Here is a 23,993-nt window from a genome sequence, read left to right as displayed (position 1 = left end):
AAGAATTTATATAGACCTAAATAAATTTTTTTGATATAATCCTATCGGAATTATAAATTTTATTTGTGAAAGGCAGAGAATATTATGAGTATTAAGAAAAAAGTTGCCATAGTTTTTACTGGTGGAACTATATCTATGACAGTAGATGATAAAGTAGGTGCTGCTATACCAACTTTATCTGGGGAACAAATATTATCCATGGTCACTAACATTGATAAAGTTGCAGATGTTGAAGTTTTTAATTTTGATGAAATTCCAGGACCTCACATAACACCTTATAGAATGATGGAATTAAAAAATTATGTAAATGATTTATTGGCAAGAAAAGATATCACAGGAGTTGTAATAACACATGGTACTGATAGTTTAGAGGAAACTGCTTATTTTCTAGACCTTACAATTGACAACATTAAGCCTGTAATAGTTACAGGTGCTATGAGAAGTAGCTCTGAACTTGGTTATGATGGTTCAAGCAACTTATCTGCATCAGTTTGTACTGCTGTATCTAAAGATGCTATGGGTAAAGGAGTTCTTGTAGTTTTAAATAATGAAGTACTATTGGCTTCTGAAGCTACTAAAACAAATACACTTTCTTTAAATACATTTAAATCTTTAACTAGTGGTCCATTGGGAATAATCGACTGTAACGAACTTGTCCTTACAAGAGATATTGTAAATAGAACAATTATAGATACTGATAAGGTAGAATCTAAAGTTGCACTATTTAAAGCATATGTTGGAGAAAATGCAGATTTTATAAGATTTGCTGTTGATAGTGGATATAAAGGTATAGTTATTGAGGCTATGGGTAGAGGTAATATTCCTCCTCAGATGCTTTCTGGTGTTGAATATGCAAGGGAAAAAGGGCTTCCTGTTGTTATAGTTTCTAGATGCCATTCAGGTAGAGTATTTGATAGTTATGGTTACTTTGGTTCTGGTAGAGATTTAAAAAATATAGGATGTATATTTGGTGGAGACCTTCCAGGGCAAAAAGCTAGAATAAAACTTATTTTAGCTCTTGGAAAGACTAATAATATTGATGAAATCAAAGACTTCTTTGAAAAAGGAATCTATTGTTAATTATATTATTGCGTTTAGAATTTAAAATAAATTATATCATAGAGTTTAAAATAAAATTTCCCCCTACTGCAATTTTTTAATTATATTGCAATAAGGGGATTTTATTTTATAGCTTTATTTTTTTATTTATTTCACAACTATATTAACTAATTTCTTAGGAACTGCAACAACTTTAACTATAGTTTTATCTTCAACTAGAGCTTTAATTTTTTCATCTTCTAAAGCCACTTTTTCCATATCTTCTTTAGATATATTTGAGCTAACAGTTAACTTTCCTCTGACCTTTCCATTAACTTGTACAACAACTTCTATTTCATCTTTTACTAGTGCTGTTTCATCATATTTAGGCCAATCTATATCAAAGACACTTCCTTCTTGACCTATCATAGTCCATAATTCTTCACCTAAATGAGGTGCAAATGGTGAAATTATAGTTACTATTGTTTGTACACCTTCTTTTATAACTGCTTCATTTATATTATCTAGCTCCTTATATTTGTACATATCATTTATTAATTCCATAAGAGCTGATATAGCAGTGTTAAATCCAAATTTCTCACTTAAATCTACAGTAACTTTTTTAAGTGTAGAATGTATAGTATATCTCATATCTTTATCTTGAGAACTTAACTCGCCAAACTCAACATCTTTTTTGAAGACATATGCTAACTCATCAACTAATCTATATACTCTATTTAAGAATCTAAAGCATCCATCCACACCTTGTTCTGACCAGTCTAAATCTCTTTCTGGTGGTGCTGCAAATAATACGAAAAGTCTTGCAGTATCTGCTCCATATTCATCAATTATATCCATAGGAGATACTGTATTGCCTTTAGACTTACTCATCTTAGAACCGTCCATAAGAACCATACCTTGAGTAAGTAAGTTTTTAAATGGTTCATCAAAGTCTACCATGCCCATACTCTTAAATGCTTTTACAAACCATCTAGCATAAAGTAAATGCATTATAGCATGTTCTACTCCACCTATATATTGGTCTACCGGATGCCATCTGTTAACTAAGTCTTTACTAAATGGTTCATCTTCATTTTTATTGTCTACATATCTTAAGAAATACCAAGAAGAATCAACAAATGTATCCATAGTGTCAACTTCTCTTCTAGCTGGTTTTCCACAGTGAGGACAAGTTGCTGACATAAACTGTTTTGAAGTAGTAAGTGGAGACTCTCCTTTTCCAGTAAATTCAACATCTGTTGGTAAAAGAACTGGTAAATCTTCTTTCTTAACTGGAACTATTCCACACTCATCACAATAAACTACAGGTATAGGACAACCCCAATATCTTTGTCTTGAAACTAACCAGTCTCTTAATCTATAATTAATTGTTCTCTTTCCTCTACCTTCTTTTTCTAATTTATTTATTATTCCTTCAAATCCTTCTGAAGCATCTAATCCATCAAATTCTTCTGAATTTATCATTTTATTATCTTCTGTTATTACATCTATTATATCTAGATTATATTTTTCAGCAAAATCTCTATCTCTTTCATCATGTGCAGGAACTGCCATTATAGCACCTGTTCCATATTCAACTAATACATAGTTTGCTATCCATAGAGGAACTTTTTTTCCATTTAAAGGATTTATAACATATCTACCTATAAACATACCTTCTTTTTCTACATCAGCTGCTGTTCTCTCTATTTCTGTCATAGTATGCATTTTTTGAACAAAAGCTTCAACATCTGCTTCATACTCAGTACCAGCAACCAATTCTTTAACTAGTTCATGTTCTGGAGCAAGTACCATATAAGTAACTCCATAAGTTGTATCTGGTCTAGTTGTAAATACTGTCATAGATTTGTCAGTTCCATCTATATCAAATACTAAATCTGCTCCTGTACTTTTTCCTATCCAGTTTCTTTGCATTATTTTAACTTTTTCTGGCCATCCATCTAATGTATCTAAATCATTAAGTAATTCTTCTGCAAATTCAGTAGTTTTAAAATACCATTGTTCTAAGTCTTTCTTTAATACTGTTGATTTACATCTTTCACATGCTCCTTGAACAACTTGTTCATTTGCAAGAACAGTCTCACAAGAAGGACACCAGTTAACATAAGATTTTTTCTTATATGCAAGACCATGTTCTAAAAATTTCAAAAATATTTCTTGAGTAAATCTATAGTATTCTGGAGTTGAAGTTGCTACTTCTTTATCCCAATCATAGCTAAGCCCTAATAAATTTAATTGTTCTTTCATTTCTTCTATATTTTCCATTGTCCATTTATGTGGATGTATTCCATGTTTTATAGCTGCATTTTCAGCTGGCAAACCAAAAGAATCCCATCCCATTGGATGAAGTACATTATAACCTTCCATTTTTTTGAATCTTGCGACAACATCACCTATAGAATAGTTTCTAACATGTCCCATGTGTATCTTTCCAGACGGATAAGGGAACATTTCTAATGTGTAATAATTAGGTTTTTCAGTTTGTGCTGTATCCATTTTGTATTGGTTATTATCTTTCCAAATTTTTTGCCATTTCGATTCTACTTGTTTAAAATTATATACGCTCATATTTTGCCTCCTATTTTTAGTTGCGTTCAACTACTTTGTTTAATATTATTTACTTATAATTTCCAAATAATTCTTTGAAAATAAAAAATCCTCGTCACTAAACTTACGTTTAGGGACGAGGATAAATCTTCGCGGTACCACCCTAATTAGCCTACTTTTATAGACTCTCTTAGATAGCTTTTAATCCAGCCATGGAGAATAGGTTTTAATCTAGTAAGTTCAAAGTTATATAATATTAGTTCTCACCTTACACTAACTCTCTGAAAAAATATAATCTTTTACTGCTCTAGTCTATTCAATTCAATACAATTTTTCAAATTTTCTAACTATAATAACATATATTATCATGTTTATGCTAATGTGTCAATATCTATATAAGGTGCATCTTTCCATAATTTTTCTAAATTATAAAATCCTCTATTTTCCTCATTAAATACATGAACCATTATATCCCCATAGTCAAGAAGTACCCAAGTTTGAGTTCCTTGTCCTTCTTTTCCTCTTGGCTCTAATCCTAGTTTTGCTAATTCATCTTCAACATTACCAGCTATAGCTTTTACTTGTCTTTGAGAAGATGCTGTAGTAATAACAAAATAATCACATAAACTAGAAACTTTTCCTATATTTATTATAACTGTATCTTGACCCAGCTTATCTTCTATGGCATCATATGCTATTTTTGTCATTTGTTCCACTGTCATATAAAATTTCCTCACTTTCCTAATTTAAATACACTTAGTTATTCTAACATATTAATACGATTTTGTAACATAGTCAACTTTAATTTTATTAATATGTTTGCCTTTATATAAGATTTTTATAATAACTTTTCTTTAATTAGGTAGTTTCTTGCCATAACAGTTCTTGGATGTATTTCTTCTTTTTTATTAATGACAAACATTAAAGTATTATTAAATGAAGTTAAAAGTGCTTCGTCAAGCTTACCTTCATAGGCTAATTCTCTCAATGTATCTACAACTGGAAATTTTCTTCCTTCTTCAATTAAATCTGCTATGTAAATTATTTTTTCTAAAAGAGACATATCTTCTCTTCCTGTTGTATGGTATTTAATTGCATTTATAATATCTTCATCTTCTATACCAAACTCATATTCACATATGTATGACCCTATCACACTATGAGATAGAGAGCGGTTTCCATCTTCTATTGGGTCTAAGTATATTTCATACTTATTAACATAATCCTCTACTTCTTTATCACTTAAGTATTTCGCACAATCATGAATCATCCCCGCTATATAAGCTTTTTCTTTGTCACATCCATAAATTTCACACAATTTTACAGCACATTCTGCAACATTTTTTGAGTGACTAAGCCTCCCTACTGGTAGCATTTGATTTAATCTTTGGTTAATATTCTCTAAGTTCATTTAATCATCTCCATATTGATATAGTTTATTTTCATACAAATAATTTTCTACATTTTCGGGTACTAAGTAACGTATAGACTTGCCTTCATTTAGCTGTTCCCTTATATATGTGGATGATATATCCAATGATGGAACATAAACTGTTATAATGTCAGCATTATATTTTTTAGTCAGTTTCTCTATAGTTTCTTGTGACCTTAATAAGCTAATACCTGGTCTAGTCGCAGCTATAAAAGTAGCTAACTCAAAGTTTTGCTTTACATCTTTCCACTCTTCAACACTACAAATAGCATCTGCCCCTGTTATAAAGTAAATATCAGCATTTTTGTATTTTTTCTTTAAATATTTTAATGTATCGATTGTATAAGTCCTTTTATTTCTTTCGATTTCTATTTTTGAAACTAAAAAATCTTCATTGCTTTCAGTTGCTAGAAGTGTCATATTGTATCTATCATACTTATTTGTAGTGATACCTAATTTATGTGGTGGATTTCCTGATGGTATAAAGATAATTTTGTCAATTTCATACTTATCTCTAATAAACTCTGCTGTTGCTAAATGAGCATAGTGTATAGGGTCAAAAGTACCTCCTAATATACCTATTTTGATTTTGCCTTTATGGCGATTAAATTTCTCTAGTTTTTCAGTATTTTTCAATTCTGCCTTCTGAACTAGATTTTTACTTCTCATATTTTGTCTCCTTTTAATGTTATAATACTATTGTACCATTATTTTTTATTTCTTAAAGCTTATAAATTATTTTTTTTGGTATATAATCATATTTATATGGTAAAAAACACTTTAAAAAATAATTATTTAACATAGTTTCACTTAACTTTTTAATAAAAATAACTTTTTATTATTTTGTCTTAATTTAGATTAAATATAACGTATAATTATAAGTTTTTTATTAAATTTTATTAGTTACTTTTGTTAATATAATTACATATAAAAAAGGAGGTTATCTTTAGTTAATAAAAACATAGACAAATATAGTTATTTATAGTAAATCATAGTCAAGAGGTGATTATATGAAAAACAATAACTATAAACCAAAAAAGTTTGCAGAGTTAATTAATATTTCAGTCAGAACTCTGCAACGTTGGGATGTTGAAGGGAAGTTAAAGGCTTTTAAAACTCCAACAGATAGAAGATACTATACTTATGAACAATATTTAGAATATAAAGGAATACATAAAGAACAGGTAAATAGAAAAATTGTTATTTATACAAGAACTTCAACTTCTAATCAAAAAGATGATTTGAAAAATCAAGTGGAGTTTCTTAGACAATATGCAAATGCTAAAGGAATAATAGTAGATGAAGTTATTGAAGATTGTGGAAATGGACTAAATTATAATCGTAAAAAGTGGAATAAACTAATTGATAGTTGTATGACTAATGAGGTAAATACGATTATTGTAACTCATAAAGATAGATTCATTCGATTTGGATATGAATGGTTTGAGAGATTTTTAGGTAAATTCAATGTAGATATTATAGTTGTAAATAATTAAAGTCTTTCACCACAAGAAGAATTAGTTCAAGATATAATATCAATACTTCATAGTTTTAGTTGTCGCATATATGGATTAAGAAAATACAAGAAAAAGATTAGAGAGGATGAAGAAGTTGAAAAGAGCATACAAAATAGAAATTAATCCTACTACTGAACAAAAATCTAAAATACATCAAACGACTGGTGTTAGTAGATTTATATATAACTTCTATATTGCTCACAATAAAGAAGTTTATGAGAGTAAAAGTAAATTTATAAGCGGTATGGATTTTTCTAAATGGTTAAACAATGAATATATTCCTAATAATCAAGATATGAAATGGATTAAAGATGTATCTTCTAAGGCTACAAAACAAGCTATTATGAATGGAGATAAAGCCTTTAAAAATTTCTTTAAAAAAACTAAAAGTTTTCCTAAATTCAAGAAAAAGAAAAATCAAGATGTTAAAGCATATTTTCCAAAGAATAACAAAACTGATTGGACTATTGAAAGGCATAGGGTCAAAATACCTACTCTTGGTTGGGTAAGACTAAAAGAATTTGGATATATACCAACAAATTCAATAGTTAAAAGTGGTACAGTAAGTCAAAAATCTAATAGATACTATGTATCTATATTAGTTGAGGAAGATGATATTCAAGTATCTAAATGTACTAATGAAGGAATAGGTTTTGACTTAGGAATTAAAGATTTTGCAATATGTTCAAATGGAAGTAAATTTAAAAATATAAATAAGACTTCAACTATCAAAAAAGTTGAAAAGAAATTAAAAAGAGAGCAAAGAAAACTTTCAAGAAAATATGAGAGTTTAAAAGTAAGAAATAAAAATATAAAAGAAGGAGTAGCTACTCGTCAAAATATCCAAAAACAGATAGCCAAAGTACAAAAAATTCATCAAAGATTAGTTAATATAAGAACTGATTATATTAATAAAACAGTATTTCAGGTAACAGAGCAAAAGCCAAGCTATATAACTATTGAAGATTTAAATGTTAGTGGAATGATGAAGAATAAGCATTTATCAAAGGCTATATCAAGTCAAAAGTTCTTTGAATTTAGAACTAAACTAACTGCTAAGTGCAAACAAAATAATATAGAACTTAGAGTAGCTGATAGATGGTATCCATCATCAAAGACTTGTAGCCAATGTGGAGAGGTTAATAAAGGTTTAAAACTTAAAGATAGAGTGTACAAATGTGAATGTGGATTATCTATTGATAGAGATTTAAATGCAAGTCTTAATCTTAAAAATGCTAAAAAATATAAGATAGCTTAAAATCAAAGTGATTCGCCCACACGTGGCTTAAAAGTACTTATATATGTACGGAGGGCTAACTTCGGAATTTAAGCCTTTGGAGAACTATACCAAATCGTAGTAGCTTAGGCAAGGCGAGGTTCAGTGAAGAAGGAAAAATCTCGATATGGATATATTTGACCATATTTTGAGTAGCAGGAATTATGAGTATAATTACAAAAATAGAACAACAAAAAAGAAATGATGATAGAGTAAATATTTATGTTGATGATAAATTTTTTATTGCTATATTTAAAGAACTTGTTTATACATTTAATTTAAAAAAAGGAAATGAAGTAAATGAAGAGGAATTAAAATCTATTTTAGATGATGAGATGTATATAAAAGCTAAAAATAAAGCATTAAATATTTTATCTCGTGCTGACCAGTCTGAAAAAAAAATGAAAGAAAAACTATCAGCAGATTTTGAGGAAGATACAATTGATAGAGTTATAGATTTTCTTAAAAATTATAATCTTGTAAATGACAATATATTAGCTCAGAAAATAGTTAATACCAACGTTAATTTAAACAAATGTGGTAAAAACAGAATTAAACAAAATTTATACAATAAAGGTATTGAGAGAAGTGCAATTGATGAAGCAGTATCAGAATTAGACAAAGATACTGAATTTGAAAATGCCATGTATCTAGCAAAAAAAAGATATGAGAGAGTAAAAAAAGAAGATAAAAAGAAAATATATCAAAAAATTTCTCAACATCTTTCCTATAAAGGCTTTGATTATGATATTATTAAAAGAGTTTTAAATAAACTTTTAAATTTTGATGAATCTGATATATAAGTATATTTTTAAATATACTAAGGAGGTAAATTATGAAACTAATTATTGGTGGTTTAAGCTTTTTATTAGGATTATATAATATATATCAATTATATAGAGAAGATAGTATGAGATAAGTATTATTTTATTAAAATATAATATTTATTATGGAGGGGAAATCAAATGAAAAGTCAAAAAAGATTTAAAATTTTAGATGTTGATATTTACCTACAACCATTCGAGTCTGACATAAAAAAAAGAATGAAACACTATGAAGATGTAAAAGCAAAAATATTAACTAACTGTGAAAATTTTAGTTCTTTTGCAAATGGTCATCTTTATTATGGATTCCATCAAACAAATGATGGATGGTTTTATAGAGAGTGGGCTCCAAATGCAGATAGTTTATCATTAATTGGTGACTTTAATAATTGGAGTAGAAAATCCCATCCTCTAAAAAAAATAGATTCTGGTAATTGGGAAATTTTCATACCTGATAAAAACAGCTTACCTCATAAATCCGAGGTGAAGGTACAGGTCACTGCAAATGGTGAAATATTTGACCGTATACCATTATACATAAAGAGGGTAATACAAAAAGATTCTGGTAACTTTAATGGGCAGATATGGCAACCAAAAACTCGATTTAGTTGGACTGATAATGAATTTGACTTAAAAAACATAACTTCTCCTTTAATCTACGAATGTCACATAGGTATGGCTACTGAAAAAGAATCTATTGGAACTTATAATGAATTTACTGAAAACATACTTCCTAGGATAAAGAAAGCTGGATACAATACTATTCAACTTATGGCTATCATGGAACATCCATATTATGCTTCTTTTGGATACCAAGTTTCAAACTTTTATGCAATTTCATCTAGGTTTGGTACACCTGAAGACTTAAAAAATCTTATAAATACGGCTCATTCAATGGGAATTGCTGTTTTGTTAGATTTAGTTCACTCTCATGCTGTAAAAAATACTTTAGAGGGAATAAATGAATTTGATGGAAGTGAGCATCAATTTTTCCATTCAGGTTCAAAAGGTAATCACCCTGCTTGGGGAACAAAGCTCTTTAACTACGGTAAACCTGAGGTAATTCATTTTTTACTTTCAAATATAAAATTTTGGCTAAATGAGTATCATTTTGATGGTTTTAGATTTGATGGTGTAACCTCAATGCTATATCATAACCATGGTCTTGGAGTTTCATTTGACAGCTATAAAAAGTATTTCAGTACAAACACAGATATGGAAGCTATAACATACCTTCAATTTGCAAATGAACTAATAAAAGAAATCAAACCTAATTCAATAAGCATTGCAGAAGATATGAGTGGAATGCCTGGAATGTGTATACCTATAAGAGATGGTGGAATTGGCTTTGACTATAGATTAGCAATGGGAGTACCTGATTTTTGGATAAAGACTATTTCAAATTCTTATGATGAAAATTGGGATTTAGGCAAAATGTGGCACGAGCTTACTACTAGACGCCCTGGTGAAAAAAACATTGGATATTGTGAATCTCATGACCAAGCATTAGTTGGTGACAAGACAATTATATTTTGGTTAGCAGATAAAGAAATGTACTGGAATATGGAAATAAACTCAAATAATCATATTATTAATAGAGCTATGGCTCTAAACAAACTAATTAAATTAGCAACATTTTCTCTAGCTGGTGAAGGATACCTAAATTTTATGGGAAATGAATTTGGACACCCTGAATGGATTGATTTTCCACGTGAAGGAAACAATTGGAGTTATAAATATGCTAGAAGACAATGGAGTCTTTCAGAAAATGATAACTTAAAATATAAACAACTATTAAACTTTGATAAATCTATGCTTGAACTTACAAAATACAGTGATATTTTTACACAGAATAGCTATGAACTTGTACATATGGATAATGAGAAAAAACTTTTAATATACAGTAAGGATAAATATTTATTTATATTTAATTTTCATCCTAATCTGATGCAATCAGTAGACATATCAAAGTTCCAAGACAAAAAATACAAGACAGTATTAAGTACTGATATGATAGAATTTGGAGGAAAAACAAGACCAGAAAACTTAATAGACTACGATATCTATTTTACTTCTACTCCTCCATCTTCTAAAATACCTATTGCATCTCGCACAGCAATAGTACTTTTAAATAATACTATCTAGATAAATAACTACTAAAAGCCAAATAACAATTTTGATTTTGATACAAAATGTTATTTGGCTAATTTATTTTCTTGCTACTTAATTATTTTTTACATCTGACATTATAACTTCCAATTTTTAATTTGTGGCATTATATTCATCTTAACAGTCTGTGTCTTTAAAGCATTTCTAAATTTTTCAGTAGATATATTTTTAAACATTTTACTAGAAGCACTTTTAAGATTTTCCATAGAATCCCAGTGTTGTATCATAATCCATTTTTGATTTTTTTCGTCATATAAAAGCTCAGTATCAATAAATCCCGATTGAACAGAGTGAAAATTTATTTCTAAATCATTTACAATCTCTACAAATGCATCTTTTGATAAATGCTCTTCCACATTAAATTCTACTATTTCTGTAATAATTTTCATATACAAACCCTCCAATTTATATTTCTTACATCATAACAAGAAGTAAATTAAAGGTATTGTAAAAAATCGACAATATAATTATAAATAGTTATACTTTGTATTTTCTTTAATAGTTTTATGCTCATTAATAAATTTAATTGGCGATACTCCTGAAAACTGTTTAAATTCTTTAATAAAATGAGCTTGGTCATAATATTCATTTTCATAAATCAGGTCAATTAAGTCATTATTTTTAGAGTTATAAATGAGCTGATTGCTTGCCATTTTAAATCTATATATTTTCCTTAGTGTTTTAGGTGTATATCCAGTATATTTTAAACAAGCTCTTTCTAACGTTTTAATATTTATGTTCATATCATCACAAAACAATTTTATAGTGCTATATTGATTATTATATATAAATAAATCCAGAAGATTTACCATCTTATTTGCAACTAAATCTTCATCTAGTACAGATACTAATATTTTTTCTAAATGTAAAACTATATCTTCTATTGATGATATTTGATTTAATGTACTTTCCAATTTCCCAACAAAACCTTCTGATACTTGTTTTAAATCAACAATTTGACTCTTAAACTCTGAAATTGGTATCTTTAAAAATGGATAAAGCCCAAATGGATAAAAAGAAATACCCATAACACGTATATTTCCACGTTGAATAACAAATCCATGTTTATCTCTTATTCCATTAAAATGTATATTACTTGCATTATAATTTTTATTTTCAATCTTATATTCCATAACATCAGAAAGATTAATGATAATATCTACACTATCTGTAGGCAATAACTTATTATTTAGCAATATATTTGATTTTGTCTCAAGATACCAAATAAACTTTACCCAGGGTTTTAAACGAGCATTTCTAACTGCATACCTTGTAACTGATAACATCGTAATTAACCTCTATCCTAAATTTTTTTATCATTATATACTCTATCTTAATATTATACAATATAATTTATCCTATCAAAAACTTAATCTATTCTATATCTATCTTATACATTTTTTTAATGCTTTAGAAATAGGAAGTGCTATTATAAGACCTATTAATACCTGCATTAAATTGCCTGGTATTGAAGTAAGTGGAGTTATAAAATTACCATAAAGTATAACCTCTGTTACATAATATCCAAACAACATCCAAATTGATGAAACTACTACTCCTATTACATTAATCAAAAAATTTTCTCCATTCTTGCCATTTGCCCATACAATCTTTCCAAGTAAATACCCCATGACACCTCTGACTATAAATGTAAATGGAGCCCATAGAGTCCACCCAGATATCAAATCAAAGAGAGCCATCCCAATAGCACCAGATAAAGCACCTTTTTTACTTCCAAATACTATTGCTGATATAAATAACATTGCTGTTCCTAAATGTACAAGACCTCCATTTATAGATATTGGCAATCTTATATTTATAAATTTAGTTGCAACAAATACCAACGCTATTAATAGTGAAGTTTCCACCAAATCTTTTGTTGTAAACTTCTGTTTAGCTGTAGCTTCCATACCGTATCCCCCTTTTATATTGTGACTAAAAATAATATTTATTAAATAAATCTATTAAACTTCCATTTGCATCAAATTCTAGTTCTTTTAAACTTTTATCTAATACATTTAATATGTGAACTATTTTATCAAGATTAGCATTTTCCCCCATATGACCTATTCTCAAAATAGTATCCATATATTGATTTAACGATGTTGCAACAAGTGTATTGTAATTTTCAAGCATATAATCAGTAAGTTTTAATGCTCCTATACTTTCAGGTATTTTTATTGCTGTCACTGTATTAGAATATCCTTCTTCTAAAAATAATTCTAAACCATATTCCTTAACAGCTTGTCTTACACTAGAAGCTATTTTCTCATGTCTACTTAATACCTTTTCTACACCCTCTTCTAGTATATTGTCTAATGCTCTATCAAGACCCATTATGTCACTTATTGGCATTGTATAAGGGAAATATTTTTTTTCATAATATCCTTCCCATATACTTAAATTACAATAAAAACCTACTATGTCTGTTTTTCTATTTTTTATACAATTCTTTGCATCTTGACTTATACCAACTATAGTAAGACCCGCAGGTGCAGAAATAGCTTTTTGAGAACCTCCTAATATTACATCTATTTTAGATTCATCTACATTTAACCTTTCTCCCACCATACCTGCTACAGAATCAACTACAGTTAAGATTCCATATTCCTTCAATAGCGGACATATCTTACTTACATCATTTAATACACCTGTTGGAGTATCACAATGAACCACTGTTGCATATTTAAAATCATTATCCTTTTCTAAAAACTTTCTTAGCTCATCAACATCTATACTTTTTGTATATTCACTTGAAAAAAGCACATACTCCCCACCATACATCTTTACAAAGTCTTTAAATCCCTCTCCATATATACCATTGTCAATTACAAGAACTCTATCACCCTTCTCAGTCAGTGATGCACAAGCTGCTTCAAGTCCCAATATTCCTTCACCACTTAATATGTAAATATCGTTCTTTGTACCAACTATATTTCCAAATTTTTCACATGTCTTCTTATAAAATTCAACAAAATCAACATCTATATCTGGGTTAGTTGTTTTCTCTGCTCTTATTAATCTTACATTTTCTCTAGTTTCTGTTGGCCCTGGTGCATAATTGATTTTATTATTCATATATATCAGCTCCTTTTTATTTTCTATACGATTATTATACAAAATTTTCATTTTTTAGGGTACAATTTTAAGTTTTTTTAAAATTGTACCGATACATTTTTTTCTAATAACAATCTTCTGAATATTAAACATACTCTTATTTACTACTTAAATCTATACATTTTTTCTGATAACAATCTTCTGAACGTTAAACACACTATCACTTACCACTTAAATTGATAAGTTATATTAATAAAAATTTTATAACAATAAAAACGACAAAAAACAGGACATATGAACATTTAAGCCACTTGCCCTGTATTTGTATATATTATCAACCTAATTTAATTCTATTTTTATATTTTCTCTAATTCTGTTTAAAAATTAAATATAGCTTTCTATACATTTTTATTCACTATATCTTACTCTATCAATAAGAGATTCTTTGTTAAAACTTCTTCCTATTAAGTAAGTTGTTATAAATTGAGCTATAAGGATAAATACAACCATAAATAAAATTGGTACTATTGGTAAAGCGTATGTTGCATATGATAATCCAGTTTTTCTTAAAAATACAACTGCAAAGTATCCTAACGTACCTCCAAAGACGATACTTCCTATCATCATTCTAGAAGTGTAATATATAGCTTCTGAATTAAGCATTTTTACTAATTGCTTATTAGTAAGTCCAATTGCTTGAAGCATCCCAAGTTCTTTTTTTCTAGTAACTATACTAGTTATCATTGTATTTACAAGATTCATAAATCCAATAACACCTATTATACCAGTTAAAGTATAGCCCATTATTTTTATAAATGAGATTGTAGCCTTATTTGATTCGATTCTACTATCTATAAAATCCGTTTCTAAATATCCGTTAGATTTAGCAATTTTCTTTATAGTGTCTTTAACTTCTTGATACTTTCCTTCTTCAGTATATATTCCAATGGTACTTGTTGTGTCATATTTCAAAGTTCTATCTATAAAATCTTTTCCTATCCCAAAACTTGGAGTTCCCATAGCTATTGCTTGAACTTTAAATTCTTTTTTTATCTCTTTATCTCCATCATATAGAGTTAATTTTATTTTATCTCCAGCCTTTACACCCATTTCTTTTGCTGTATCAAGGTGAGTAATGACTATTTCATCTCCTGTTTGTAACCTTTCAAAATTTATTTTTCCATCTATTAGATTTTTATTTAATGAATTCACATCATTTTCGTTTATGCTCTGTAAAAGGTCATGTTCAAATTCAACATTATAATCTTCCATTCCAATTTTTACAGAGTTTCCTAATTCAGTTTTTTTGACTCCCTCTATACTCTTTATTTGATTTAAAAAATCTTTACCTAATGGATTATTCATTTGTAGAATATTCAAATTATTTTCAGGATTCTTGTCGCTATTCATTTCATATCCAGTAAATCTAACTTCTATATCATAAGGGAAATGCTCTCTAGCCATCTTCTCAGCGTTAAAACTTTCTAAAGCAGTCGATACTGTTATAAATATAGTTCCACTTAATATAAGAGATGTCAATGTCATATAAGTACGCTTTTTATTTCTTTCTAAATTCGCTTTTGATAAGTTCTTTAAATTTATATTTTTATGCCCTTTTCTATTCTTTTTACCACTTATTTCATTTCCAGTATATCTTACTGCATCAACTATAGATACTTTTGAAGCTACTTTCATTGGTTTCAAAAGTGATAAAACAACAGATATAAAACTTATTACCACAACTAATAATAACACTGGTAATTGTGATGATTTTACATCTACATCCATAAATGATTTTATTATAATATTTGCAAGTGCATAGCCTAAAATTATTCCTACTGGTATTGCTATCCCAGCTAATATAAAGCCTTCCTTAAACACTATCGTTTTTACTTGTTTTTTAGTTGCACCAATTGCTCTAAGTTTTCCAAATTCTTGAACTTTGGTAACTATTGAGATGTAAAATATATTATATATTACCAAAATACTAGATAATACAATTACTAAGCCTATAAAAACTCCACCCATAATTGTTTCCATATCTGGTTTTAAAGCATTTATATAATTTTCATTTACAAGTACATTATTAGTATCTAATCCTATATCATTAGCAATCTTATTTAATTTTTCTTTTGCCTGTTCTATAGATAAATCGCTCTTATCTTTTAATCTAACATATATATTGAAATCTTCTTGTGACATATCTCTAGTATTTTTCATATATGTTTCTGATATAATAGCAGAATAATACTTTCCTGCTTCATATATTTCACTAGTTTCTAAGATTCCAGTTATTATAAATTCTTTTTCCATTCTTTTGTCGCTTTTATAATCATCATAAGCTACTTTTATTTTTTCACCTAATTTTTGACCATGACCTAATGCTTTTAAAGCTCCACTATCTAGTACTATTTCATTTTCTTTTGTTGGTAATTTTCCTTTTATAAATTCAAAATTATTTAATTTTAAGCCCTCTTCATTCATATATGATAATGAAATAGTTGTATCATCTTCTAGTTTCTCAACACCTACTCCATTCATTTTTCCAGTTAGCTCAATATCTGCGTGATTACTTAATATGTCAGCTTGTTTTTCATTTACATTTGCTAATACTCCTTGATAATTTCCTGCATACTTTATTGTATTTTCCTTTTGATATTCTCTTGTATCGACAATATAAATACCTATAGATGAAAGCATCAATGTTGAAAGTATTATAGTGATTATTATTAATATACTTTTTGATTTATTTTGTTTTACATTATTTTTTGCTATTTTAGTAGTATTAATCATTTTTGTCACCAACCTTTGATACCTTGCCGTCCTCTATAAATATAACTCTATCAGCCATTTGAGCTATACTATCATCATGAGTTATCATAACTAAAGTTTGACTATATTTCTTAGACATGGACTTTAGTATACTCATAACTTCATCTGATGTTTTAGAATCTAAGTTTCCAGTCGGTTCATCAGCAAGTATTATAGCTGGTCTTGTTGCCAAAGCTCTTGCTATTGCTACTCTTTGTTGTTGACCTCCTGATAATGTATTTGGTAAAACATCATGTTTATTTTCAAGTCCCAAAGATTTTAAAAGGTCTCTTATAAAGTTTTCATCCACAGCTCTTCCATCTAGACCTATTGGTAATACTACATTTTCCCACACATTAAGAGATGGAATCAAATTGTAACTTTGAAATATAAAGCCTATTTTTCTTCTTCTAAATACGGCAAGTTCTTCTTCTTTCAATGTAAATATGTTTTTATTATCAATGTATACCTTGCCAGATGTAGGTATATCAAGACCACCTATCATATGTAATAATGTACTTTTTCCAGAACCAGATTTACCTATTATAGCTACAAATTCACCTTCATTTATTTCTAAATTTACATCATCTAAAGCTTTTACTAGGCTTTCTCCTTTTCCATAATGTTTTGATAAACTTTCAGTATATAATATTTTCATAAAATTATCCCCTCACTCTAAGTTATGTTGCTCCTTAATCATTTACTTTTAATTTGTGGAGCTGTTTATACTTATATAATATATGTAGAGGATTACATTCTCCTTTCAGTAAACATTACATAGTTGTAAGAAACAAAGAAAATTTACTTCCTTTTCCTAGGTTAGAAGATACCATAATATTACCACCTTGTTCTTCTAAAATTTTTCTACTCAAATACAATCCTACACCACTACCTTCTATGGATTCAATTTCTTCATCTATTCCTCTATAAAAACGTTTAAATATATTATTAAATTCGTTTTTTACAATTCCTCTACCATTATCCTCTATTATGATTTTAAAATAGTTTACAGTCTCTTCTATAGATATATTTACTTCTCCATTTCTTTCTGTATACTTAACAGCATTATCTAGTACATTAAAAATACTTTCCTCAGTCCATTTTTTATCATGAGGTATAATTCTACTATTAAATTCACTTAATTTTAATGTTATATTTTTACTTCTTGCTTTAGGAGTTACACTTTCTATAGCATTTAAAATAGTACTTTTTATGTCATTATCTTCTTTTTTTATGCTTATCATACTAATCTCTAACCTTGATATGTTGACTAAAGAATTTATTAAATTTTCCAATTTATTTATAGAATTTTTATTAGTCAATAAAAATTCCTGTGCTTCATCTTCGTCTAAATCTTCTTCTATAAGTAATGTATTGTATAATTTTAATGATGCTAAAGGAGTTTTTAATTGGTGGGAAATATCTGTTACCAATGATTTTACACTTTCTTTTTCTTTTTCTAATTTAATAAACTTTATCTTTAAGCTCCTATTTAACTCATACAGACAGTTGTTAATCTTACTAAATGTACCCTCTTTAAAATATTCATTGTATTCTACTAAATATCCAGAACTATCTAACTTGGTACCTTCTTTTAAATAATTCTCTTGTGACATTTGCTCCACTATAAAATAAATCTTGCTTAATCTTTTGTTTATATATCTTATAAAATAATATATTATTCCTGTAACAGCTATAAACATTATTAAAAAAACAAAAATTGATTCTTTAAAAAAAGATTTTAAATATATGCCAAAGTTTTTATCATTTGACATTTTATTTTCTAGCCCATATCCGAATTTTTCAAGTGCTTTTTCTCCAACCTCTGCCTTGCTATAGTCAAAGTTATAAATAGACTTTATTATATCTACCTCATCATCTGGATATTTTTCAATCAACATACCTGCAATACTTTGAGTATTTTTTATTTGATATTCATATAAGTCATATAGTCTATTGTATTCAAAAAATATAAATACAAGTGTTACTACAAGCATAGATAAAATAGAATATATAACAACCTTTTTCATTATATAATCTTCTTTAATGCTCAAATTATCTTTGATATTTATATCTTTTAACATTTTTTTATACTCCTTTCTCCCCATATATATCCCACTCCTCTTACTGTTTTTATATACTTAGGTTCAGAAGGATTTTTTTCTACTTTTTGTCTAAGTCTTCTTATATTTACTGCGACTGTATTATCATCTACAAAATTACCACTACTATCCCATAAAGATTCTAATAGTTGTTCTTTAGTCAAAGCTTGCATTGAATTTTCCATCAAATATCTTAATAGTTTAGTTTCCGTTTTACTTAAAATTATTTCTTCTTCTTTGTCATCATTTTTTATAACCAATTTATTTTCTATATAATAAAAAAACAAATCATCACAAACCAATAAAGTATAATTCTTTACTGTGTTTACCCTTTTCATAAATGCATTTACTTTTGAGATTAACACCATCAAACTAAATGGCTTTGTAATATAATCATCTGCTCCTAAATCATAACCTGTAACAATATCCACTTCTTCATCAAGCGCTGTAAGCATTATTATGTAAACATCACTTTTCTTTCTAATCTCCTCACAAAAATCAAACCCACTTCCATCTGGTAGACCTATATCAGAAATAATTAAATTTATATCCTCCTTAAAAAAAATACCTCTTGCCTCTTCTATACTAAATGTATTAAAAACATTGTATCCTTCTTTTTTTAATTTAAAGCTAATCCCTCTATTTAAAGATTTATCATCTTCTAAAAGTAATATATTATTCATGCTTTTCCCCTCCATTATTATGTATACTAGCTAAATTATATCATACTAACTAAGCCATTTTATTTGACAATTTATAAATATTTTTTAATCACCAAGAAGATTTTACACACTTAGATAATAAAATAAACATACCAATAATAAGTTAATAATATATTTATTTTTAATCAAGAGTACAATTATTGATTGGATATTACTATACTAAATATAAAAAAACAAAGATAATCCAGTATTTAAACATCCAATTACCTTTGCTTAAGTTTATATTTTATCTAAGACTCAATATCTATTTATTAATAAATAGATATTGAGTCTATTTTATTATTTATTTCATTTTAATTTTTTCTTTTTTAAATTTATCTGGTTAGTGTTAAATAAGTAAATTAAAACACTTGAAGCTGCAAATATAAACATACTATCTTTTATACCTAAATCGCCTGTTTTAGGAGATTTCTCTTTAATTTCTGCTTTGGATGCTTTTATATTAGAACTTTCTCTAGCTTTCATTTTGTCTAAATTTTTACGTTTATTCTCATTTGAGTTTTTAGTATCCTCATTATTTATACTGTCTTCACTATCATTTAAATTGTCTTCATCACCATTTAATACTAAGTTACTCTCATTACTTTTAATTATCAATTCTTCCTTGGTTTTAATGCTAATTCTTCCATCTACACTCTTACAGATTTCTTTTTTATACTCTATATACTCAATTACTGCGCTTTCTAAACTTCCAAAATCTTTTAACATTGGCTCTTTTGATAAACAAGGAAATTCATCTCCACCTAGTGCTATATAATCATTAGTTGCAACTGTATACCCTTTATTCATGTCTAGAGATTTTCCATCTTTCATAATACCAGTTATTTTTTCTCCTTCTTTCTGCTTTGGGTCAAAATAGTATGAGATTCCACCCACTTGTAAAAAGGCTGAATTTTTTTCTGGATAAAGTTTTACTCCATGTTCTAAAACACTTTTAATTTGTTCTCCTGTAAGTTTTTTAGTAACTATAGTGTTTCTAAAAGGGAATACATCTGCAATACTTCCTATTGTTATATCCCCTTTTTCAATTGTATCTCTTATATTCCCCCCGTTAAATAGCGAAATATCTGCTTTAGTTTTATCTAATAAGATATCATTTATTAAATTTCCTAGATTCGTTTCTTTTGTCCTTACATTTTCATATGAGCCATCTAGAGTATTTTTTGTTACTCCTATCACTTTATCTAAAACTTTTTCCTGCTGTTTCTTTATTTCACCAATCTTTTCACTTACGTTAGAATCAAGCTTATACTCTAATGCTTCTTCTTTTTCAATTAATCTTGCTGATTTATTTTCTATTTTTATATGTTCTGTATCATTAGTATCCAATGTTAACTTTACTTCACCAATATGTTCTAGGTATTGCCCTGTACTTACAATCAGTGTATCACCAACCTGTTTACCATTTTCAAACTTAGTATGGCTATGACCATCAATAATTAAATCAATACCATGAACTTTATTTGCTATATCTATACTATTTGGCTTACTTAAACTATTAGTTCCAATATGTGATATTGCAACTATTACATCAGCTCCTTTTCTTTTTAATTCATTTACTTGCTCTTTTGCACTTTCTATAGGATTTCTAAACTCTAATCCTTCTACATTTTTAGAGCCTGTCTTACTTTTTGTTTCTTGAGTTGTAAGCCCAAAAAATCCTATTTTTATACCATCTATTTCTTTTATATCATTACTGTCAAATATGCTCTTATCATCTTCAAATATATTTGATGCTAAAAATTTTAAAGTTTTATCTCCTGAATTAGCAATTTTGGATAGCTCTAATAATCTATCCTTTCCATAATTGAAGTCATGATTTCCTGGAGTAATATAGTCATATCCAACACTTTTAATTAATTCAATTGCATCTTCACCTTTATTCATATTTACTATTGGTAACCCATGTAAGCAATCTCCTGCATCTACTAAAATTGAATTTGGAGTTTCCTTTTTTAATGTAGCTAGATTACCTATTTGTATATACTCATCACCTTCAGCATATCTTCCATGTATGTCATTAGTGTGAAAAATAGTTATTTCTTCAAAGCTCTCTAGTCCATAAGAAATAAAACTCTGGCCTGTTGTAATTAGAATTATAATTACTAAAATTAAATATCTTCTAATTTTCAATATAAGTTATCCTCCTAAAATTAGTTTCAGCTTTAAAATAAGACTCTTATTTTAAGATAAAGCTTTTTAGATAAATATTTAAATATACAAAGTTAATCATTTCGATTTTTAATATTTATCTATCAATTTAATTTTGTCCATATCCAACAGGTTTTAATCTAATTACATTTTTTCACACTTATATTTTTCATTTATTTTATATGTATTTTTTTAGAACCTTTTTAGCTGGTCTCTTTTAAAAGTCCATTGAGGAATTGTTAAATCCCCCTCAAAATTCAAGTTATACCAAGGACTTAAATTTGGTTGTTTACGATTAATAAGAAGCTGAGTTTGTTGAGCAGGCATATAACTTTGAGCTATCATAAAGACCTTTTCTCCAGTTTTTTCATTTTCTGCCATATCCATAATTATACTTGCATGTCCTGGACTGCCTCCAACTATAAAAACATCCCCTATTTTCATATCATCAAGTTGTACAGGTTTTAATTCTTTTTCAAGCGATAAAGTACCTGAATAAGCAAATACTATATCCATAAATTTTCTAAAACTCTCATATGATGTTGAATATTCACTTGCTTTATACCAACTTGAACCACTATCTTTTACTGAAATCCTATAACCTTCTGCCCATTTTGAATACTTAGCCTTAAAACCATCCACAAAGTCAAAACTTATTTCATCATATCTCTTATTCTGATACAGGTATTCTGCTCTCATAAGCATAATTGCATCTGCACATTGATGCAAATCTCTATCGCCAATATCGACATCGAATACACTATCATAGATGCCTTTTGATTCCTTAGTCCTACCATCGTAATACTTGACTTTCTCACCATAATTTTTCAACTTAGTATTCCTCAAAAAACTTTCAAAACTACCTTTTTCTACCTCAACCCTTTTAAATCCTTTTGGTGGTTCATACCTATCTTTTAATATATTTTCATCTTTATGTACTACAATAGCTTGCTCTTCTTTTTTAGAACCTTGAATTTTGTTAGAACCTTCAACTGTTTTTTTACTTTCCCCATTACTACATCCTACTAAAGTCAGTATCATCAATGATAAAATAATAATTCTCTTTGACAGTTTCATTAGACTTACCTCCTATAAATTTTTCAAAAATAAATGTAAAGTTATACTTATAGAGTTTTTGTATATTATTATACAAAATTTCTATTTACTAATATTTCTTGACTCAAATACACATTTATTGTTGTATTTAATGTTAAAATAATTATAATAGGATATCATAATAAAAACAAACAACAGATTTGTGTTAATTTTAGAAAGGGGAAAAAATGATAGATTTAACTTTACTTGGATGTGGTGGAAATGTACCCATGCCACATAGATTTCTATCTTCTGTATTTATGAATTATAAAGGTAGAAAAATACTAATTGACTGTGGTGAAGGCACTCAAGTATCTATGAAGTTGAAAAAATGTGGCTTTAAAGATATAGACTTGATTTGTATAACACATTTACATGGTGACCATATATTCGGACTTTTAGGGCTTCTATCAACGATTGGAAATAGCGGTCGTACAAGTGATTTAACTATAGTTGGCCCTATTGGAATAATTGATTGTATTCGTTCTATGAGAAATTTAGTAGAATATATACCCTATACTTTAAAAATTATAGAAAATCCTCAAGGTAGTTTTTCTTTAGATAATGAGTATTTAAAAAACATAGAGATTTCAACAATTCCTTTAGAACATTCTATAGAGTGTATAGGATATAGTTTTAATTTTAAAAGAAATCCTAAATTTGATATAAATAAAGCAACTCAAAATAAAGTTCCTAAAACAATATGGAAAAAGCTTCAAAATGGTCAAAGTATTGTTTTAAATTCAAAAAAATACACTCCAGACATGGTTTTAGGAGAATCAAGAAAAGGAGTTAAAATAAGTCTTACAACAGACACAAGACCTATAGACTCAATACCTAACTTTATAAAAGATAGTGATTTATTTATATGTGAAGCTATGTATGGTGATGATTTAGATATTTCAAAAGCTGTCAAAAACAAGCATATGACTTTTAGAGAAGCTGCAAATCTTGCAAAACTAGGAAATGTTAAGCAACTTTTATTGACACACTTTAGCCCATCATTAGATATGCCTAACATGTACTTAGAAAATGCTACTAATGTTTTTGAAAATACGATTATTGGTGAAGATAGACTTAGTTTACACTTAAACTTTGATGAATAATTAATTTTATAGCTTTAGTAAAAATTATCCGTAATAAAAATTTAGGAATGAGCTTACCTTAGATAAAATTATTTTAGGGTAAACTCATTCCTTTAATATTTATTACTATTATTTAATTATTAATA

19 protein-coding genes and 1 pseudogene are annotated in these 23,993 nt (G+C 27.8%); 6 read left to right on the top strand and 14 right to left on the bottom strand.

The window, feature by feature from the left end; all coding sequences use genetic code 11:
- Positions 1-84 precede the first annotated feature (84 nt).
- Positions 85-1,080, top strand: coding sequence for an asparaginase (locus tag KGF45_RS07460; RefSeq protein WP_227828161.1), 996 nt, complete (start codon positions 85-87; stop codon positions 1,078-1,080).
- A 126-nt stretch (positions 1,081-1,206) separates the two neighbouring features.
- On the opposite strand, the gene leuS is transcribed toward KGF45_RS07460, so the two are convergent.
- From leuS to nadD, 4 genes are all read right to left on the bottom strand, one after another.
- The gene (gene leuS, locus KGF45_RS07455) at positions 1,207-3,627 is read right to left on the bottom strand and encodes a leucine--tRNA ligase (protein ID WP_227842120.1); all 2,421 of its coding nucleotides are present in this window, start codon (positions 3,625-3,627) and stop codon (positions 1,207-1,209) included.
- Positions 3,628-3,977: 350 nt separating this feature from the next.
- The gene (rsfS, locus tag KGF45_RS07450; RefSeq protein WP_227828159.1) at positions 3,978-4,328 is read right to left on the bottom strand and encodes a ribosome silencing factor; all 351 of its coding nucleotides are present in this window, start codon (positions 4,326-4,328) and stop codon (positions 3,978-3,980) included.
- Positions 4,329-4,444: 116 nt separating this feature from the next.
- Positions 4,445-5,017 carry a bis(5'-nucleosyl)-tetraphosphatase (symmetrical) YqeK gene (yqeK, locus tag KGF45_RS07445; protein WP_227432521.1) on the bottom strand — a complete coding sequence of 191 codons (573 nt, stop codon included), beginning with the start codon at positions 5,015-5,017 and terminating at the stop codon, positions 4,445-4,447.
- Positions 5,018-5,707, bottom strand: coding sequence for a nicotinate-nucleotide adenylyltransferase (gene nadD / locus KGF45_RS07440; RefSeq protein WP_227828158.1), 690 nt, complete (start codon positions 5,705-5,707; stop codon positions 5,018-5,020).
- Positions 5,708-6,048: 341 nt separating this feature from the next.
- Here nadD and KGF45_RS07435 point away from each other — a divergent pair.
- The 4 genes and pseudogenes from KGF45_RS07435 to KGF45_RS07420 all read left to right on the top strand — a co-directional run bounded on the left by KGF45_RS07435 (position 6,049) and on the right by KGF45_RS07420 (position 10,800).
- Positions 6,049-6,678 (top strand): annotated as a pseudogene (locus KGF45_RS07435) (IS607 family transposase).
- Positions 6,650-7,813: a transposase gene (locus KGF45_RS07430; protein ID WP_227842355.1), complete on the top strand. Its 1,164-nt coding sequence runs from the start codon at positions 6,650-6,652 to the stop codon at positions 7,811-7,813. Before KGF45_RS07435 ends, KGF45_RS07430 begins: the two are co-directional and overlap by 29 nt.
- 182 nt (positions 7,814-7,995) lie before the next feature.
- A complete protein-coding gene (recX, locus tag KGF45_RS07425; RefSeq protein ID WP_227432519.1) occupies positions 7,996-8,634 on the top strand; it encodes a recombination regulator RecX in 639 nt (212 codons plus the stop codon).
- 162 nt (positions 8,635-8,796) lie between these two features.
- Positions 8,797-10,800 carry an alpha-amylase family glycosyl hydrolase gene (locus KGF45_RS07420; RefSeq protein ID WP_227842118.1) on the top strand — a complete coding sequence of 668 codons (2,004 nt, stop codon included), beginning with the start codon at positions 8,797-8,799 and terminating at the stop codon, positions 10,798-10,800.
- A 101-nt stretch (positions 10,801-10,901) separates the two neighbouring features.
- Here KGF45_RS07420 and KGF45_RS07415 read toward each other — a convergent pair whose 3' ends face one another.
- From KGF45_RS07415 to KGF45_RS07370, 10 genes are all read right to left on the bottom strand, one after another.
- Positions 10,902-11,213, bottom strand: a complete 312-nt coding sequence (locus tag KGF45_RS07415; protein WP_227828156.1) for an antibiotic biosynthesis monooxygenase — start codon at positions 11,211-11,213, stop codon at positions 10,902-10,904.
- Between the two features lie 78 nt (positions 11,214-11,291).
- On the bottom strand, positions 11,292-12,110 hold the full coding sequence (locus KGF45_RS07410) for a helix-turn-helix domain-containing protein (protein ID WP_227828155.1): 819 nt from the start codon (positions 12,108-12,110) through the stop codon (positions 11,292-11,294).
- A gap of 99 nt (positions 12,111-12,209) precedes the next feature.
- Complete coding sequence (locus KGF45_RS07405; RefSeq protein ID WP_227828154.1) at positions 12,210-12,734, bottom strand: ECF transporter S component; 525 nt, start codon at positions 12,732-12,734, stop codon at positions 12,210-12,212.
- Positions 12,735-12,759: 25 nt separating this feature from the next.
- A complete protein-coding gene (locus KGF45_RS07400) occupies positions 12,760-13,902 on the bottom strand; it encodes a pyridoxal-phosphate-dependent aminotransferase family protein (protein ID WP_227842107.1) in 1,143 nt (380 codons plus the stop codon).
- A 387-nt stretch (positions 13,903-14,289) separates the two neighbouring features.
- Positions 14,290-16,674 carry an FtsX-like permease family protein gene (locus KGF45_RS07395; protein WP_227842105.1) on the bottom strand — a complete coding sequence of 795 codons (2,385 nt, stop codon included), beginning with the start codon at positions 16,672-16,674 and terminating at the stop codon, positions 14,290-14,292.
- Positions 16,667-17,350 (bottom strand): ABC transporter ATP-binding protein, encoded by a 684-nt coding sequence (locus KGF45_RS07390; protein ID WP_227828151.1) that lies wholly within the window; start codon positions 17,348-17,350, stop codon positions 16,667-16,669. The genes KGF45_RS07395 and KGF45_RS07390 overlap by 8 nt, the downstream gene beginning before the upstream one ends.
- 115 nt (positions 17,351-17,465) lie before the next feature.
- Positions 17,466-18,776: a sensor histidine kinase gene (locus KGF45_RS07385; protein ID WP_227828150.1), complete on the bottom strand. Its 1,311-nt coding sequence runs from the start codon at positions 18,774-18,776 to the stop codon at positions 17,466-17,468.
- On the bottom strand, positions 18,770-19,477 hold the full coding sequence (locus KGF45_RS07380) for a response regulator transcription factor (protein ID WP_227828149.1): 708 nt from the start codon (positions 19,475-19,477) through the stop codon (positions 18,770-18,772). The genes KGF45_RS07385 and KGF45_RS07380 overlap by 7 nt, the downstream gene beginning before the upstream one ends.
- 327 nt (positions 19,478-19,804) lie before the next feature.
- Complete coding sequence (locus KGF45_RS07375) at positions 19,805-21,649, bottom strand: bifunctional metallophosphatase/5'-nucleotidase (protein WP_227842100.1); 1,845 nt, start codon at positions 21,647-21,649, stop codon at positions 19,805-19,807.
- A gap of 210 nt (positions 21,650-21,859) precedes the next feature.
- Complete coding sequence (locus KGF45_RS07370; protein ID WP_227842099.1) at positions 21,860-22,744, bottom strand: DUF4846 domain-containing protein; 885 nt, start codon at positions 22,742-22,744, stop codon at positions 21,860-21,862.
- 206 nt (positions 22,745-22,950) lie between these two features.
- On the opposite strand from KGF45_RS07370, the gene KGF45_RS07365 reads away from it, so the two are divergent.
- Positions 22,951-23,868, top strand: coding sequence for a ribonuclease Z (locus KGF45_RS07365; protein WP_227828146.1), 918 nt, complete (start codon positions 22,951-22,953; stop codon positions 23,866-23,868).
- Positions 23,869-23,993 lie beyond the last annotated feature (125 nt).

The sequence above is a fragment of the Clostridioides sp. ZZV14-6154 genome (assembly GCF_020657785.1).
Classification (GTDB): Bacteria; Bacillota; Clostridia; order Peptostreptococcales; family Peptostreptococcaceae; genus Clostridioides.
The sequence above is the reverse complement of the archived record's forward strand: the minus strand, read 5'-3'. Positions and strand labels throughout refer to the sequence as shown.